Annotated in this window: 11 protein-coding genes and 1 pseudogene; 5 read left to right on the top strand and 7 right to left on the bottom strand. The window is 67.4% G+C overall.

Features of this window, described 5'->3' with window-relative positions; genetic code table 11:
• Nucleotides 1-44: 44 nt before the first annotated feature.
• From CJ179_RS06600 to CJ179_RS06585, 4 genes are read right to left on the bottom strand one after another with little or no spacing between them, the layout of a single operon-like run.
• Nucleotides 45-1,004: a diiron oxygenase gene (locus CJ179_RS06600; RefSeq protein WP_072945652.1), complete on the bottom strand. Its 960-nt coding sequence runs from the start codon at nucleotides 1,002-1,004 to the stop codon at nucleotides 45-47.
• Complete coding sequence (locus CJ179_RS06595) at nucleotides 1,001-1,921, bottom strand: prephenate dehydrogenase/arogenate dehydrogenase family protein (protein WP_095860939.1); 921 nt, start codon at nucleotides 1,919-1,921, stop codon at nucleotides 1,001-1,003. Before CJ179_RS06595 ends, CJ179_RS06600 begins: the two co-directional genes overlap by 4 nt.
• Nucleotides 1,918-3,990, bottom strand: a complete 2,073-nt coding sequence (gene pabB / locus CJ179_RS06590; RefSeq protein ID WP_072945658.1) for an aminodeoxychorismate synthase component I — start codon at nucleotides 3,988-3,990, stop codon at nucleotides 1,918-1,920. The genes CJ179_RS06595 and pabB overlap by 4 nt, the downstream gene beginning before the upstream one ends.
• Nucleotides 3,990-4,439, bottom strand: coding sequence for a chorismate mutase family protein (locus CJ179_RS06585; protein WP_095860938.1), 450 nt, complete (start codon nucleotides 4,437-4,439; stop codon nucleotides 3,990-3,992). Before CJ179_RS06585 ends, pabB begins: the two co-directional genes overlap by 1 nt.
• 231 nt (nucleotides 4,440-4,670) lie before the next feature.
• Here CJ179_RS06585 and CJ179_RS06580 point away from each other — a divergent pair, with 231 nt between their 5' ends.
• Nucleotides 4,671-5,606: a triacylglycerol lipase gene (locus CJ179_RS06580; RefSeq protein WP_072945663.1), complete on the top strand. Its 936-nt coding sequence runs from the start codon at nucleotides 4,671-4,673 to the stop codon at nucleotides 5,604-5,606.
• A gap of 27 nt (nucleotides 5,607-5,633) precedes the next feature.
• On the opposite strand, the gene CJ179_RS06575 is transcribed toward CJ179_RS06580, so the two are convergent.
• Together CJ179_RS06575 and CJ179_RS06570 are read right to left on the bottom strand one after the other, a co-directional pair.
• On the bottom strand, nucleotides 5,634-6,329 hold the full coding sequence (locus CJ179_RS06575; RefSeq protein ID WP_072945665.1) for a GntR family transcriptional regulator: 696 nt from the start codon (nucleotides 6,327-6,329) through the stop codon (nucleotides 5,634-5,636).
• Between the two features lie 47 nt (nucleotides 6,330-6,376).
• Complete coding sequence (locus tag CJ179_RS06570; RefSeq protein WP_095860937.1) at nucleotides 6,377-7,519, bottom strand: acyl-CoA dehydrogenase family protein; 1,143 nt, start codon at nucleotides 7,517-7,519, stop codon at nucleotides 6,377-6,379.
• 158 nt (nucleotides 7,520-7,677) lie between these two features.
• Here CJ179_RS06570 and CJ179_RS06565 point away from each other — a divergent pair, with 158 nt between their 5' ends.
• Nucleotides 7,678-9,219 carry an aldehyde dehydrogenase family protein gene (locus tag CJ179_RS06565; RefSeq protein WP_095860936.1) on the top strand — a complete coding sequence of 514 codons (1,542 nt, stop codon included), beginning with the start codon at nucleotides 7,678-7,680 and terminating at the stop codon, nucleotides 9,217-9,219.
• 18 nt (nucleotides 9,220-9,237) lie between these two features.
• Entirely contained in the window at nucleotides 9,238-10,170 is a 933-nt protein-coding gene (locus CJ179_RS06560) for an oxygenase MpaB family protein (RefSeq protein ID WP_095860935.1), read from the top strand.
• Between the two features lie 38 nt (nucleotides 10,171-10,208).
• On the opposite strand, the gene CJ179_RS06555 is transcribed toward CJ179_RS06560, so the two are convergent.
• Nucleotides 10,209-11,489: a TetR/AcrR family transcriptional regulator gene (locus tag CJ179_RS06555; protein WP_257015349.1), complete on the bottom strand. Its 1,281-nt coding sequence runs from the start codon at nucleotides 11,487-11,489 to the stop codon at nucleotides 10,209-10,211.
• 233 nt (nucleotides 11,490-11,722) lie between these two features.
• Here CJ179_RS06555 and CJ179_RS06550 point away from each other — a divergent pair.
• Together CJ179_RS06550 and fadD5 are read left to right on the top strand one after the other, a co-directional pair.
• A pseudogene (locus tag CJ179_RS06550) lies at nucleotides 11,723-12,206 on the top strand (enoyl-CoA hydratase-related protein).
• A 116-nt stretch (nucleotides 12,207-12,322) separates the two neighbouring features.
• The gene (fadD5, locus tag CJ179_RS06545) at nucleotides 12,323-13,915 is read left to right on the top strand and encodes a fatty-acid--CoA ligase FadD5 (protein WP_095860934.1); all 1,593 of its coding nucleotides are present in this window, start codon (nucleotides 12,323-12,325) and stop codon (nucleotides 13,913-13,915) included.
• Nucleotides 13,916-13,948 lie beyond the last annotated feature (33 nt).

Raw genomic sequence — 13,948 nt, 5'->3', positions numbered from 1 at the left:
GACGGGAGCGGCTGTCACGGAAATCGGGCGGCTTCCCCGCGACGTCAGGCCCACTCGTAGGACATCTCGCCCGCGACCCCGAGGTGCTTGCACAGTTTGTGGATGCCACCGAAATCCTGGACCAGCGCGGATCGCCGGGTGTCGTGTTCGGCGTCGTCGATCATCGCCTGACCGCCCTCGAGGTCCAGAATGTCGACGATGGTGTGCCAGGTCGAGTAGTCGTTGCTGCTGAAGGCGGTCATCGCGTCGACCAGCCGGTCGAGGAAGAGCCGCCGGTCGCCGGGGTTCAGGGTGTCGTAGACGACGCCCGCGATGTCGTCGGCGATCGAGGCGTGACAGTACTCGTCGCGATTGTGCAGCCGGACCGTCGCCCGGTTGACCGGCTGGATGACGTCGTTCTCGGAGATCAGGTCGAGGTAGGAGCTGATCGAGATCTCCGCCACGGTCATGAAGGCGAACGTCGTGATCGCCCGCTGCCTCGGGTCGGCGGCCTCGGTCGTCGCCGCGCGCTGGCGGCGCAACGTCAGGACGTCGGGCAGGGCGTTATTGGGCATCGCCCAACCGCGTTGACGGCGCGTGACCGCGCTCGCGTTCAGGTGCATGAGGGTGTGGTACTGCTCGTCCACCATCGCCTGGTGGACGGCCACGGCGAACGTGTCTCCGAGCCCGGTGTCGAGGGCGTCGTGCGCGACGAGGTCGAACCCGGGATTGACCACGTACTGCTCGATGTCCATGACGTTCTTGTTGAACGCGATCCAGGCCCACGCCCGCAGCTGGTTCCGTTGCTCGCCGCCCATGCGGAGGAACCGGTCGTGATCGGCGAACGGCAGCAACTCGTTCGGGTAGTCCTGCTTGCCGAGGTCGAACAGCGCGTCGAGGTCCGGTTCCGGCTTCTTCACGGTCGCCCGCTGCCCCCAGTTGCGGGCGAGCCGCGTCACGACGGCACTCTCCACCGGATCGGACGGGTCGTACTCCGGGAGCGAGGGAAAGTTCCGGGTCGTCATGACGTATCTCCGTTCCGCGGCTGTCGGTGAACGAGATCGGTGAAGAGGTCGGCGCACAGCCGGGCGAGGGGTTCGTTCCGGTCGCCGAGGGGGGACGTCGCGCGGGACATGAGCGCGGCGAAATCGTCTTCCGAACCCTGCTCGACGGTGTCGGTGAGCGTGGCGAGCGCGGCGGCGAGCGCGCGGCGGGCGTCGCCGGCGAAGGGATTGCCGGCCTGGATGTCGTGGTAGACCTCCGGGACGCCGCCGCCGACCCGTGCGAGGAGCGCGAGCGAGACGAGATGCGGAGGGGTGCCCACCGCGGTGAGTTCGGCGCCGTCGACACCGAGTTCCGCGAGAGCGAGGCCGAAAGCGAGGACGCCGGCGTGTGTCAGTGCCTGGGTCGCTGCCGTGAGCCGGTCGTGGTGTTCGGCGTCCAGGCGGACCACCGAGGATCCCCAGCCGGACAGTGCGGACAGGAACCATTCGACCCCGGCGCCGTCCCGGTAGGTCACGGCCGCGACGGGGCGGCCCTCCGGTCCGAGGGACGGCGCGAACATCGGGTTGATGCCCACCGCGCCGCCCCGCAGTGCGCTCTCCCGCAGGGCCGCATCGAATCGAGATTTCACGGACAGCGTGTCGACCAGCAGGGCCTGCTCGCGCAACTCCGCGACGACGAACGGAATCGACTCCAGCGCGACGCTTTCGGGTATCGCGAGGATCACCGCATCGGCGTTCTGCACCACCGCCCGCATTTCCGGCGTCGGGTCGGTGACGTCGCCCTTCATCTGATCCGAGTCGGACCGGTCGGTGAACCGGATATCAATGGTGCGCACCGTGTTTCCGTCGGTGCGGAGCCGGGTTGCGAGCATCCGGCCGACATCGCCCGAACCGCCGATCAGTGCGACGGTCCTGGCGGATGCGGCCGGGGCGTTCACTGCCCGATCTCGTTCGGCCGGTCTGCCGTCACGGACAGCGCCCGCAACATGGTGGCGGCCTTGACCATTGCCTCGTCGAACTCTTCCTCCGGGTCCGACAGCGCAGTGATCGCACCGCCGATGCCGAATGTCACCTCGGTGTCCGTGGCAACGATCGTCCGGATGACGATGGACAGGTCGGCCGTCCCCGTCAGCGAGAAGTAGCCGATCGAACCGGAATACACACCGCGCGGCCCGGACTCGAGCCGGTCGATGATCTCCATCGTCCGGATCTTCGGGGCGCCCGTCATCGATCCGCCGGGGAAGGCGGCCCGGACACACTCGACGACGGAGGCGTCGGCGCTGAGGGTTCCGCGCACGGTCGACACGAGTTGATGCACGGCCGCGTACGTTTCGACGTCGAACAGCTTCGGAACGTGCACCGAGCCGGGAACGCACACCCGGGCCAGATCGTTCCGCGTCAGATCGACGATCATCAGGTTCTCGGCGCGATCCTTCTCGCTGTCGAGCAGATCCTGCCGCAGCGCCGCGTCCTTGGCGGGGGTGGCACCGCGCGGACGGGTCCCCTTGATGGGTTTGGACTCCACCACCCGGTCCGCGCCGATCCGCAGGAACCGTTCGGGGGAGGCGCTGAGAACGGACAGTCCGGCGAACTGGAGGTACGCGCTGTACGGAGTGGGGCTGATGGAGCGCAGCAGTTCGAACGTGTGCAGGGGATCGATCGACTGGTCCACCGTCGCCATGTTGGTCAGGCACACCTCGTAGGACTCGCCGGTCCGGATCTCGCCGAGCGACGTCGCGATGTGGTCGAGGTACTTGTCGTGGTCGTGCCGCAGGGCGAGTTCGGCGGATTCCGGTTTCCGGATCGGCGGCACCGCGGTCGGCGGCTGGTCCGGCTCGGCCAGCCGGTGCAGCGCCGCCTCCATCTCGTCGAGCCAGCGGCGCAACTCCGGATCGTCCTGGTGATCGCTCAGGCACAGCGCGTACGTGCGCTCGTTCGAATGGTCGATGACCACGGCGCGGTCCGCGAACACCAGCGCGGCGTCCGGGGTGGGCGACTTGTGTGCCGCCGTTCCGCCGGTCTCGGCCTTCAACTCGTAGCCGAGGTATCCCACGTAGCCGAGGCCGAACGGCACACCCGGGAGTCCGGGCACCGACCGTGCCTGCAGTTGCCGTTCGAGGTAGTCGAAGAACGGTGCGTGCACCTGTTCGACCGGTAACCCCTCGCGCGTGATCCGGACGATCGCTTCGCTGACGTCGTACGTGATGTATTCGGCGCGCGGACCGGAACAGTTGCCCATGATCGTGAAACGCGAAGTCGGTTCCGACGCCGACGTCCCGTCGAGCCAGAACGCGTTGGGTCCGGACGCGAACAGATCCTCGAACGTGGTGCGGGGGTCGACTTCGTGGTCGACCCGCACCTGCTGGACCACGTACGGCGCGTGGGGGATCGGGATTCTGAGCAGGGAACCGTGCGTGGGTGTCCCGGAATGCGTCTGCGTGAGGTCGCGGAAGTTCGCGAGCAGTTCGTGGCCGAAGGCGGTGCTGATCGACTCGGGATGGAACTGGACTCCCCACAGCGGGCGGGTGCGGTGCCGCACGCCCATCAGGAGTCCGTCGGCCGTCCAGGCGGTGGCCTCGAGGTCGCCGGGGAGATCCTCGACGATCAGCGAGTGGTAGCGAACCGTCGGGAACGGCGACGGAATGCCGGCGAAGAGTTCGGAACCGTCGTGGTCGACGAGGGACACGCGGCCGTGCATCGGTTCGGGCGCGAGCACCACCTTGCCCCCGAACAGCTGGCACAGCCCCTGGTGGCCGAGGCACACGCCGAGCACGGGGAGTTCGGTTTCCCTGATGATGCGGGCACTGATCCCGAAGTCGCGTTTCCGGTCCGGCCGGCCGGGGCCGGGGGAGATGACGATGTTGTCGAAGTCGGACCAGGGGATCGAACCCCACTCCACGTCGTTGTGCACGACCGTCGGCGGTTCCCCGTTCACCTCGGCCAGCAGGGTGAACAGGTTGTAGGTGAAGGAGTCGTAATTGTCGACCAGCAGCGTCCGGGTACTCATCACGACTCGACATTCGCAGACGGCACGGAACTGTGGCGAACCTGGTGGTTGCCGGCGTGGCTGTGGCTGCCGTTGTGGTTGCCATTGTGGCGGGGAGCCTCGTCGACGGTCTCCGCGTTGATCACGAGGTCCTCGAGCCGGCACGTCTCGGCGATGAGGAGGTCGTAGAGCGAATCGAAGAACTCCGGGGAGAGGGAGTGGCTGTCGGCGTACTGGCGCGCCCGTTCGTGGACGATGTGGATCCGTCCCGGCTGCATCATGGCGATGTGCTCGCGGCGCTTCAGTTCGCCGATCCGCAGGCACACTTCCAACCGCTGCCGGACCGCCTCGAGCAGGGTCGCGTCGACGGCGTCGAGTTCCGCGCGCAGACTCTCGAGTGCGTGCTGCGCCGAGGCGTCAGAATGCTCTCCGGAATCGTCGCCGTTCCGCTGTTCTACGGAGAAGTACATAATCGCCCCACTCACTCGATCGGCAGTAGCTCTCTCATCCCGACTATCGTGTGTCGTTGGTGGTTCGTTTCCATGAGCCTTCCGGATGGCCGGGAGTGCCGTGGTCGATCGGCCGAAAACGAACCTGGTGGGTTATCACCCCCGGGAGTCTCGATCTCAGGTTGAGACTTTGATGGACGGTTGGCTAACGTAACCTGAAGTCTATTTCCGCACACTCAGGATACGAGGAATATGCGTATATCGTCGGCCACTAGGGCTCTGTTGTGCGTGCTGGCAGGCATCGTGATGCTGGGCAGTGCGGCACCGGCGGCAGCGGATCCCGTGGAAGCGGAACCCGCGCCCGTGGTCGATCCGTCCGCGCTTCCCGGGGCCAACGACTGGAGCTGTAAGCCGTCCGCGGCACACCCCCGTCCCGTCGTGCTGGTGCACGGCACCTGGACCGGCATGGTGGGGACGTGGAAGGACCTCGCTCCGGAGCTCAGCGCGGACGGCTACTGCGTCTTCGCCCTCAACTACGGACAGGCGGCCGGTCTGACCAAGGGCAACATGATGCGCATGTTCGGCGGCGCCGACATCGAGGAGTCCGCTCGGCAGCTCGCCGGGTTCGTCGAGCTGGTCCGCACCGCCACCGGTGCTCCGCAGGTCGACATGATCGGGCATTCGCTCGGCGGCACGGTGTCCCGTCAGTACCTGCGGTTCGAAGGCGGTGCCGACCGGGCGAACCCCGCGCTGAACAAGGTGCACTCGCTCGTCACGCTCGGCGCCACCAACCACGGCACCAGCTTCGGGGACGTCCAGTCGCTCGGTGCGATCGCGCAGGCACTGGGTGTGCCGGTCACAACGCTCGCCGGTGTCGCGGTCGGGCCGTCCTACATCCAGCAGATGGTGGGCTCGCCCTTCCTACAGCTCCTCAACGCGGCGGGCGACACCGACCCGGGCATCGACTACACGGTGGTCGCCAGTCGCAGCGACACCGTGTCCACCCCTCCCGAGAACACGTTCCTGACAGCCGGTCCCGGGGCCGCCGTGCACAACATCTGGCTCCAGGACGGCTGCGACACGAACACCGCGGACCACGGCCAGCTGACCACCGATCCGCGGGCCGTGTACATCATCCAGCGGGCACTGGACCCCGGTTACGGAGACCGCAACCCCGCACCGTGCTGACCCGGCACGGGTGATCGGCGGCGCCGGTCAGTCCCAGATGCCGACCTCGTCGAGATGTGCGACCAGTCGCTGGGCGCCGTCGATGAAGTGGGCCTTGTTCTCGGCGCCGACCACGTCGGCCTTCCCGTCGGCGAGCGCGGCGATGAGGCGCCGGTGGCTCTCGACCGCCGACTCGCCCCAGGCCGGATCGGACGAATAGAACTGCACCGGCGTGTACCGGGTGGCGCTGAGCAGGAACCACGACAGCTTGCTCGCGTCGGCGAGATGGTTGATGACACGGTGGAAGGAGAACTCGAGATCCTCGATGCGGTCGGCCTCGCCGTCCTCGACGGCCCGCCGCAGCTTCTCATTGATCGCGGTCAGCTCCTCGACGACCTCCGGGGTGACGGACCGCGTCGCGCGGACCGCGAGTTCCTCGGCGATCTGGCCCTGTAGCCAGAAGAGGTCGTGAATGTCGTCCCGGCTGAGCGGGGCGACCACGTAGCCGCGGTGGGGAACCAGTTCGACGAGTCCCTCGCCGCGCAGGGTCAGGAGCGCCTCGCGGACGGGTGTGACGCTGACACCCAGGTCCGCCGCCGTCTCGTCGAGGCGGATGAAGTCACCCGGGCGAACGCCCCCGGACATGATCAGGTTGCGGACGTGCACGGCGACGTCGTCCGACAACTGGGGTCGGCGGCGCAGGGTGCGGCCCGCTGGGGATCGTGACACGGAGGGCGATGCCATGGAGAACTCCTTCGATGCGGCAAACCAGCATAAACCGCAGTGGATGTTTACAAGCCGTAGGTCTTGCCGATGATGTCGCGCTGAATCTCGTTGGTACCGCCGTAGATGCTCGAGACGATGGTGGCGCGGACGTGCTTCTCCATGTCGAACTCGGTGGCGTAGCCGTACCCGCCCATCATCTGCATGCCCTCGAGCGCGACCTTCTTCGCCGTCTCCGTGACCTTCAGCTTGGCCATCGACGCTTCGCGGGCCAGCATCTTGTCGGGGTTCGCGTCGACGTCCTTGGCGACGCTGTACACGAGCAGTTTGCAGCACTCGATCTCCGTCGCGAGATCGGCGATGCGGTGGCGTAGCGCCTGGAACGATCCGACGGGACGCCCGAACTGCTTGCGCTGGGTGACGAAATCGAGGGTGTCCGCGAACGCGCGCTGCGCGGTGCCGAGCATCATGGCGGCGAGGATCAGGCGTTCGAAGTTCAGTCCGGTCATCAGCTGGCGCCAGCCGTTGCCGACCTCGCCCACCACCGCGTCCTCGGGGAGGACGCAGTCGGTGAAGTAGAGGTCGTTGACCTCCTTGCCGCCCATCGTGTCGATGCCACTGATCTTCAGTCCCGCGGTATCCGCGGGGACGTGGAACATCGTGAGGCCTTCGTGTTTGCCGTCGCCGCGCCCGGTGCGGGCCACGAGCAGGATGTTGTCGGCGAAGTGCGCATTGGAGCACCACGTCTTCTGGCCGTTGATCACCCAGCCGTCGGCGGTCTTCTCCGCGCGGGTGCTGAGGTTGCCGACGTCGGAACCGGCCTCCGGCTCGGACATCGAGATGGACTGCGACCGGCCTGCCACGATGCCGCGCAGCACGACGTCCTTCTGTGCGTCGGTTCCGAACTTCGCGTACGCGCCGCCGGTGATCAGGGTGGGCCCGATTCCGCCGATGGGCGCCATGCCCTTGGCGGCTTCCTCGAGCAGGATGCACATGTCGACGTGGCTCGCGGCCGAGCCGTCGTACTCCTCGGGGATGGTGATGCCCAGCCAGCCCAGCTTCGCCATCTTCTCGTAGAGGTCCTGATTGTGGTTGTGCTCGCCGTGATTCGTCAGCCTGTCGCGTTGCTCGCGGGTGCCGCTCTCCCGCTTGCAGAAATCGGCGATCGCCGCCGCGAAGTCCTTCTGTTCACTGGTGAATTCGACGCTCATGTCCGGGGAGCTCCTCGTGGGTGATGCGGGCGGCGAACAGGCCGGCCGGGGGTGACTGTGTGGGGCTTGCCGCGATGGGGTTACCCGCATACTGTGATGTCCACTACATTACATCACATCACATATATTTGATGTGATCTCGAGGGAGGATATCGACCATGCCACAGCAGGCGGAGACGACCGAGACGACGGCAGGCGCTCAGCCCACGGCTCCGACGGGGCCGGCGGAGTCGGCGCCGAAGACGTTCGCGTCCCTGGACCCGCGCGACGGCACCGTCCTGGCCGAGTACCCGATCGAGGGGGAGCGGGAGGTGCGCGCCGCCGTCGACGCGGCCCGGTCGGCCGCGCAGTGGTGGAACGCCCTCGGCTTCGACGGCCGCAAACAATGGCTCCTGGACTGGAAGAAGTCGATGGCACGGGACGGCGAGCAACTCGCCGCACTCGTCGCCGCCGAGACCGGCAAGCCCTACGACGACGCGCTGCTCGAGGTGATGCTCGCCATCGAGCATCTCGACTGGGCGGCGAAGAACGCGGGCAAGGTCCTGAAGCGGCGCAAGGTGCCCTCCGGTCTGGTCAGCGCGAACCAGGCCAGCAGCGTCGGGTACGAGCCGATGGGTGTGGTCGGTGTGATCGGGCCGTGGAACTACCCCGTCTACACGCCGATGGGCTCCATCTCCTACGCGCTGGCAGCGGGCAACACCGTCGTCTTCAAACCCAGTGAACTGACCCCCGGGGTCGCGGTGTGGCTCGCCGACAAGTGGAAGGCACTCATTCCCAATCAGCCTGTCCTGCAGGTGGTCACCGGCGACGGGTCGACAGGTTCCGCCCTCGTCTCCGCCGGCGTCGACAAGATCGCCTTCACCGGGTCCGCCGCCACCGGCAAGCGCGTCATGGCTGCCTGCGCCGAAACGCTCACGCCGCTGGTCGTCGAGGCGGGAGGCAAGGACGCCATGCTCGTCGACGCCGACGCGAACCTGGACGAGGCGGCCGGGTTCGCCGTGTTCGGGGCGATGGGCAACGCCGGACAGACGTGCGCGGGCGTCGAGCGCATCTACGTCGTCGACTCCGTCTACGACGAGTTCGTCCGGCTGGTCGCCGAGAAATCGAAGGTCCTGCGCCCGGGGCCACGGGACGCGGCGTACGGCCCCATGACGATGACCAGCCAGTCCGACGTGGTTCGCAGCCACGTCCAGGACGCACTCGACAAGGGTGGATCCGCGGTGGTCGGCGGACTCGACTCCATCGCGGACGGGTACGTCGGGCCCATCGTGCTGACCGGCGTTCCCGAGGACAGCACCGCGATCCGCGAGGAGACGTTCGGCCCCACGGTGGTCGTCAACAAGGTCGCCAGCCTCGACGAGGCGGTCGCGTTGGCCAACGGCACCACGTTCGGTCTCGGCGCATCCATCTTCACCAAGGACGCGACGAAGGCGATGCAGGCTGCGGAAAAGCTCAGGGCCGGTGTCGTGACGATCGGTTCGGTGCTCGGGTTCGCCGGCGTGGCGGCGCTGCCGTTCGGCGGTGTCGGAGATTCGGGCTTCGGCCGCATCCACGGCGCGGACGGTCTGCGTGAATTCAGCCGGGTCAAATCCATCGCCCGGCAGAAGTTCGCGGCTCCGCTGAACCTGCTCACCATGCAGCGCAAGTCGCGGGACATGAAGATTTCCGCCTGGATGTTGAAGAACCGACACGGACGCTGATCGCGGGAGGGCATCCACATGCTGACGAAGACCATGCGCACCGGCACCGGTGCGCCGGGCGGGGTTCCACGGGGCAGGCACGGCTGGCAGCGCCGGATCGAGGAACTCGACCCGGTCAGGGACCACGAGGAGATCCACCGCATCACTGCCGGCTACGAGTTTCCGTGGGACTACCAGCGGTCCCTCGAGTTCGCACTGTTCCGAACGTATTGCGTCCCCACGATTTCGGAACTGCTGCAGCGCACCGGCGAGTTCGAGAAGCGGCCGCAGAAGCGATACGACGACACCGCGTTGCTGATGGCCGAACTCGTCGAACACGGCTACGACTCCGAACGCGGCGTCGAATCACTGCGCGTCGTGAACCGCATGCACGGCAAGTACGACATCGACAACGACGACATGCTGTACGTGCTGACCACCTTCATCTACGAGCCGATCGACTGGATCGACCGGTTCGGGTGGCGGCGGCTCACCCCGAACGAGCGTCTTGCGTGCTTCCACTTCTACCGTCAGGTGGGGGTTCGCATGGGGATCAGGAACATCCCCGAGACCTTCGAGGACTTCTACCGGTTCAAGGCCGAGTACGAGCGGACACACTTCCGGTACACCGACGATAACCATCGGGTCGGCACGTACACGCTGACGCTGTTCTGCTCCTGGTTTCCGGCGGCACTCCGGCCGCTCGTCGCAATGGGGGTCTACGCGCTCCTCGACCCGATGATGCTGGCGGCGTTCGGATTTCCCGCAGCCCCGCGCTGGCTGCAGAACGCGTCCCGACGTGCGCTGCGGATCCGGGCGCGGTTCGTGCGCCTCCTGCCACCGCGCCGCGAATCGAAGGCCGCACGCGATCCGCGCAACCGGACCTACCCCGGATACCCGGTGGGCTACCGCCCCCGTGACCTCGGCGCGGACAACGACAGGCAACGAGGGGCCCGCCGGCGGGCCGCATGAGAACTGTGTCCCTGGGTGATTCGCCCAGGGGCACGGGCTCAGTGCCCCAGCAGCACGGCGGTCATCAGGGTGTGGAGCCGGGCACGCGACTCCTCGCGGGTGTCGAAGTGGACCAGTCGGCCGATGTCGAGAACCAGCCCCAGCGCCGCGTGCACCAGAAACCGTGCCTCCGGCGCCGAGAGTTCGGACCGCACGGCGGTCACCAGGTGGACCCATTCCTCGACGTGGAGGCGCTGCACGTTACGGAGATTGGTGCGCTCGTTCTTCGGGAGGTTCCCGATCTCCGCGAAGTAGACCGACAGCACTTCCGGGTTCCCGAACGACAGTTCCAGGTACGACTCGGCGAGCTTGCGGAGGGCGTCCTCGGGGTCGGTGGCCGTGGACAGCGCCGCCGACGTGGCCACGGCCAGCCGGTCGGACGCGCGGTAGAACACTGCCGCCAGAAGGTCTGCCTTGCTGGGGAAGTGGCGGTAGACGCTCGACGCGTTGATGCCGGCGGCGGCGCCGATCTCCTCGATGCTCGAGTCGTGGTAGCCGTGCCGGTCGAAGATCTTGACGGCCTCGTTGATCAGCAATTCACGCTTGGACGTCACGGCGAGTCCCCGCACCGCGCCGGCGGCGGCGCCCCTGCCCGCGTTCGGGACGGCGGGCGGGAGTGTCGCGTTCAGGATCGACCCGCATGCCGACTTCAGGAGCGTGTCGAGTCTGCGGGTGGCGAGGGTGGTCCGGTGTGCGCTGATGCTGCCTATCACGCTCAGCGTCGACGCTCCCAGCGTCGTCGCGTCCACGGCGGTGAGTTCGGGGCGAATCTCGCGCAGCGGCGCGGCCACGCACTGCGTGACGTGCACGAAGACGGCACGAATCCGCTTACGGTCCTCGGCCTCGAGGTACCGGCCCTCCCAGCGGTAGAGCCCGGCGACCTTGCGGTTTTCGATGCTGTTGGCGACGAGGGCGGCGATCAGGCGTTCGAGGCGGTCGCCGGCTTCGCGTTCGGCGACGCCGTCGAGTGCGCTGTCCGCGGTTGCCTGGAGTGCGTCGGCCGTCGTCCTCGCCGCGTGGACGAACAGGGCGTACTTGTTGGGATAGTGCCGGTACAGGGCGGGACCGGAAATGCCGATGGTGGCGGCGATCTCGTCGACACCGACCGCATGGTAGCCGCGCTCGCTGAAGGCTTCGGCTGCGACGTTCGCGATCTGGGCCTTGCGATTCTTGGGGCGGCGGCGGATCGGCCGGTCGGTGGCGGCACCGGCCGCCGTGCTGGTCCGGGCCACGGTCACCTCCAGTAGTGGGCAGTCGTCTGCCAGTTCCTCTGCGGTCATCTTAACCGAGACTCCCGCGCCGACGAGCTTCGGATGGTCACCCTGCGCTGGAGTGTTCGCCCGGCGTCTCGATGAATCGCCAGTAAGACAGTACGAAATGTGTTCCGAGAGGTATTGACACGTACCGAACGACCCTAATAAGTTAACAGCAATTCGCGTGCGACGATGCCTTCTTCCGTCGCCCCGCCTTTCCTCGGCCTCGCAGGTCGATTCCCTCGGAGGTAGCTGGCTTCATGAGTGCACCACGGCAACCGTCGACCGTCTCCGCCGTCGCAGCCGGCGGTCTCCGGGTGGTCGTGGACGGCGGGATCCTCCGGATCACGATCGATCGGCCCGACCGGATGAATGCACTCGATCTGGCACACATGACCGCACTCGGCGACGTGCTCGAAGGCGCGGCGGCGGATCCTGCCGTCCGCGTCGTCGTCCTCTCGGGTGCGGGCGCGGCATTCTGCACCGGCGCGGATCTCACGGCGGCGGCCGCAGCGGGCGGCCGGGAGGCGCCGCCGGAGCGCGCTGATCGCCGCCTCGATCGGCAGGGCCAGGGCCAGGGCCATCGCGCTGACCAAGCAGGCTCTCACGGCGACCACGCTGACGGAACTGGACCCGGCGCTGGGCCGCGAGAAGGCCGGCCAGACCGAATTGCTCCAGTCGCCAGACTTCGCCGAGGGGGTCACGGCCATGCTCACGAAACGTACTCCGAACTTCGGCAGCTGATGCGAATTGTGGTTAACAAGACCGTTCCGATAGACGTCGACATCTGTAATACTCGTCACAGCCTCCGTGTGGGGCCCGAGGGGCGAACTCGAGTACAGCGAAGGGACCACCATCACATGTCATCACGTAGCGAGACGCTCACGCAGCCACTGCAATCCCGCCGCAACCACTGGAACAACTGGGTTGCCACCCACGCCCGGACGAAGCCCGGCCATCCCGCGTTCCGCCATCTCGGGCAGAGCACGTCGTGGAGCGAACTGCACGAGCGCTCGCAGGCCCTCGCGGCGGCGCTGTCCCGGCGCGGGGTGAACTTCGGCGACCGCGTCCTGCTGCTCACGCTCAACCGCACCGAATTCTTCGAGGCGGTGCTCGCGATCAACGCGCTGGGCGCGATCGCGGTCCCGGTCAACTTCCGGCTGACACCGCCCGAGGTCGCGTTCATCGCACGGGACTCGGGCGCACGAGCCGTCGTCACCGAGCCCGCGCTCGCGCCTCTCGTTTCCGCTGTGCGGCAAGATGTTCCCGATCTCGGCCTCGCGATCGTCATGGGCGCGGAGACCGAGGGCGACGTTCTCGGTTACGAGGACCTCGTCGCGGAAGACGGTCCCGCCTTCGCCCCCGTCGACCTGCCGGAGGACACGCCGTCGCTCATCCTCTACACCTCCGGCACGACCGGAACACCCAAGGGTGCGGTGCTGTCGCACTCGAACATGGTCGGGCAGTCCATCACCTGCATCCGGGCGATGCGCTACGACAGGGGCGACGACGTCGGGTTCCTCGCGTCCCCGGTGTTCCACGTCGCCGCCCTCGGTTCGGTGGCCCCGATGCTGATGCTCGGCGCGACGACCGTGATCCACCCCCTCAAGGCGTTCGACCCTGCCGAGATGCTCGACGTGTGGGAGCGCGAGCGCATCACCACGGTGTTCCTCGTTCCGGTGCAGTGGCAGGCCGTTTGCGCCGACCCCACTGCCGCGGGCCGCGACCTCGCCCTCCGCGTCATCAGCTGGGGTGCCGCACCCGCATCGGACACCGTCCTGCGCGCCATGGCGGAGACTTTCCCGAAGGCTCTCGTCGTGGCGGTGTTCGGGCAGACCGAGATGTCCCCGATCACGTGCGTGCTCGACGGCGACGACGCGATCCGCAAGCTGGGCTCGGTGGGCAAGCCCGTCCCGACCATCCAGACGCGGATCGTCGACGACGAGATGAACGACGTCGCCCCCGGCACCGTGGGCGAGATCGTGTACCGCGGCCCGACCATGATGCAGGGCTACTGGCAGAACCCGGCCGCGACGGCGGACGCGTTCGCCGGCGGGTGGTTCCACTCGGGCGACCTGGTGCGGCAGGACGAGGAAGGCTTCGTCTACGTGGTGGATCGCAAGAAGGACATGATTATCTCCGGCGGCGAGAACATCTACTGCGCCGAGGTGGAGAACGTCCTGTTCGGGCATCCGAGGATCCGGGAGGCCGCCGTGGTCGGCCGGCCCCACCCCAAGTGGACCGAGGTGCCCGTGGCGATCGTGGCGCTCGACGACGACGGCGACGATCTGACGGTCGACGAACTCGCCGCGTGGCTCGAAGACAAACTGGCCCGTTACAAGCATCCGAAAGACGTCGTCGTCGTCGACGCCCTCCCCCGGAATGCCAGCGGCAAGGTCGTCAAGGGTGAGCTTCGAAAAGCCCACGGCGCCCACGACGTCGCGGTCGTCTGACCCCGATTCCCATACTGCTCGACGCCGGTCACC

The sequence above is a fragment of the Rhodococcus sp. ACS1 genome (assembly GCF_002300155.1).
Lineage (GTDB): Bacteria > Actinomycetota > Actinomycetes > Mycobacteriales > Mycobacteriaceae > Rhodococcus_F > Rhodococcus_F koreensis.
The sequence above is the reverse complement of the archived record's forward strand: the minus strand, read 5'-3'. Positions and strand labels throughout refer to the sequence as shown.

Excerpts from the sequence above, each read along its gene's own strand:
- CJ179_RS06600 (WP_072945652.1), bottom strand. The coding sequence starts at position 1,004 with ATGACGACCCGGAACTTTCCCTCGCTCCCGGAGTACGACCCGTCCGAT.
- pabB (WP_072945658.1), bottom strand. The coding sequence starts at position 3,990 with ATGAGTACCCGGACGCTGCTGGTCGACAATTACGACTCCTTCACCTAC.
- CJ179_RS06585 (WP_095860938.1), bottom strand. The coding sequence starts at position 4,439 with ATGTACTTCTCCGTAGAACAGCGGAACGGCGACGATTCCGGAGAGCAT.
- CJ179_RS06580 (WP_072945663.1), top strand. The coding sequence starts at position 4,671 with ATGCGTATATCGTCGGCCACTAGGGCTCTGTTGTGCGTGCTGGCAGGC.
- CJ179_RS06575 (WP_072945665.1), bottom strand. The coding sequence starts at position 6,329 with ATGGCATCGCCCTCCGTGTCACGATCCCCAGCGGGCCGCACCCTGCGC.
- CJ179_RS06570 (WP_095860937.1), bottom strand. The coding sequence starts at position 7,519 with ATGAGCGTCGAATTCACCAGTGAACAGAAGGACTTCGCGGCGGCGATC.
- CJ179_RS06565 (WP_095860936.1), top strand. The coding sequence starts at position 7,678 with ATGCCACAGCAGGCGGAGACGACCGAGACGACGGCAGGCGCTCAGCCC.
- CJ179_RS06560 (WP_095860935.1), top strand. The coding sequence starts at position 9,238 with ATGCTGACGAAGACCATGCGCACCGGCACCGGTGCGCCGGGCGGGGTT.
- CJ179_RS06555 (WP_257015349.1), bottom strand. The coding sequence starts at position 11,489 with ATGACCGCAGAGGAACTGGCAGACGACTGCCCACTACTGGAGGTGACC.
- fadD5 (WP_095860934.1), top strand. The coding sequence starts at position 12,323 with ATGTCATCACGTAGCGAGACGCTCACGCAGCCACTGCAATCCCGCCGC.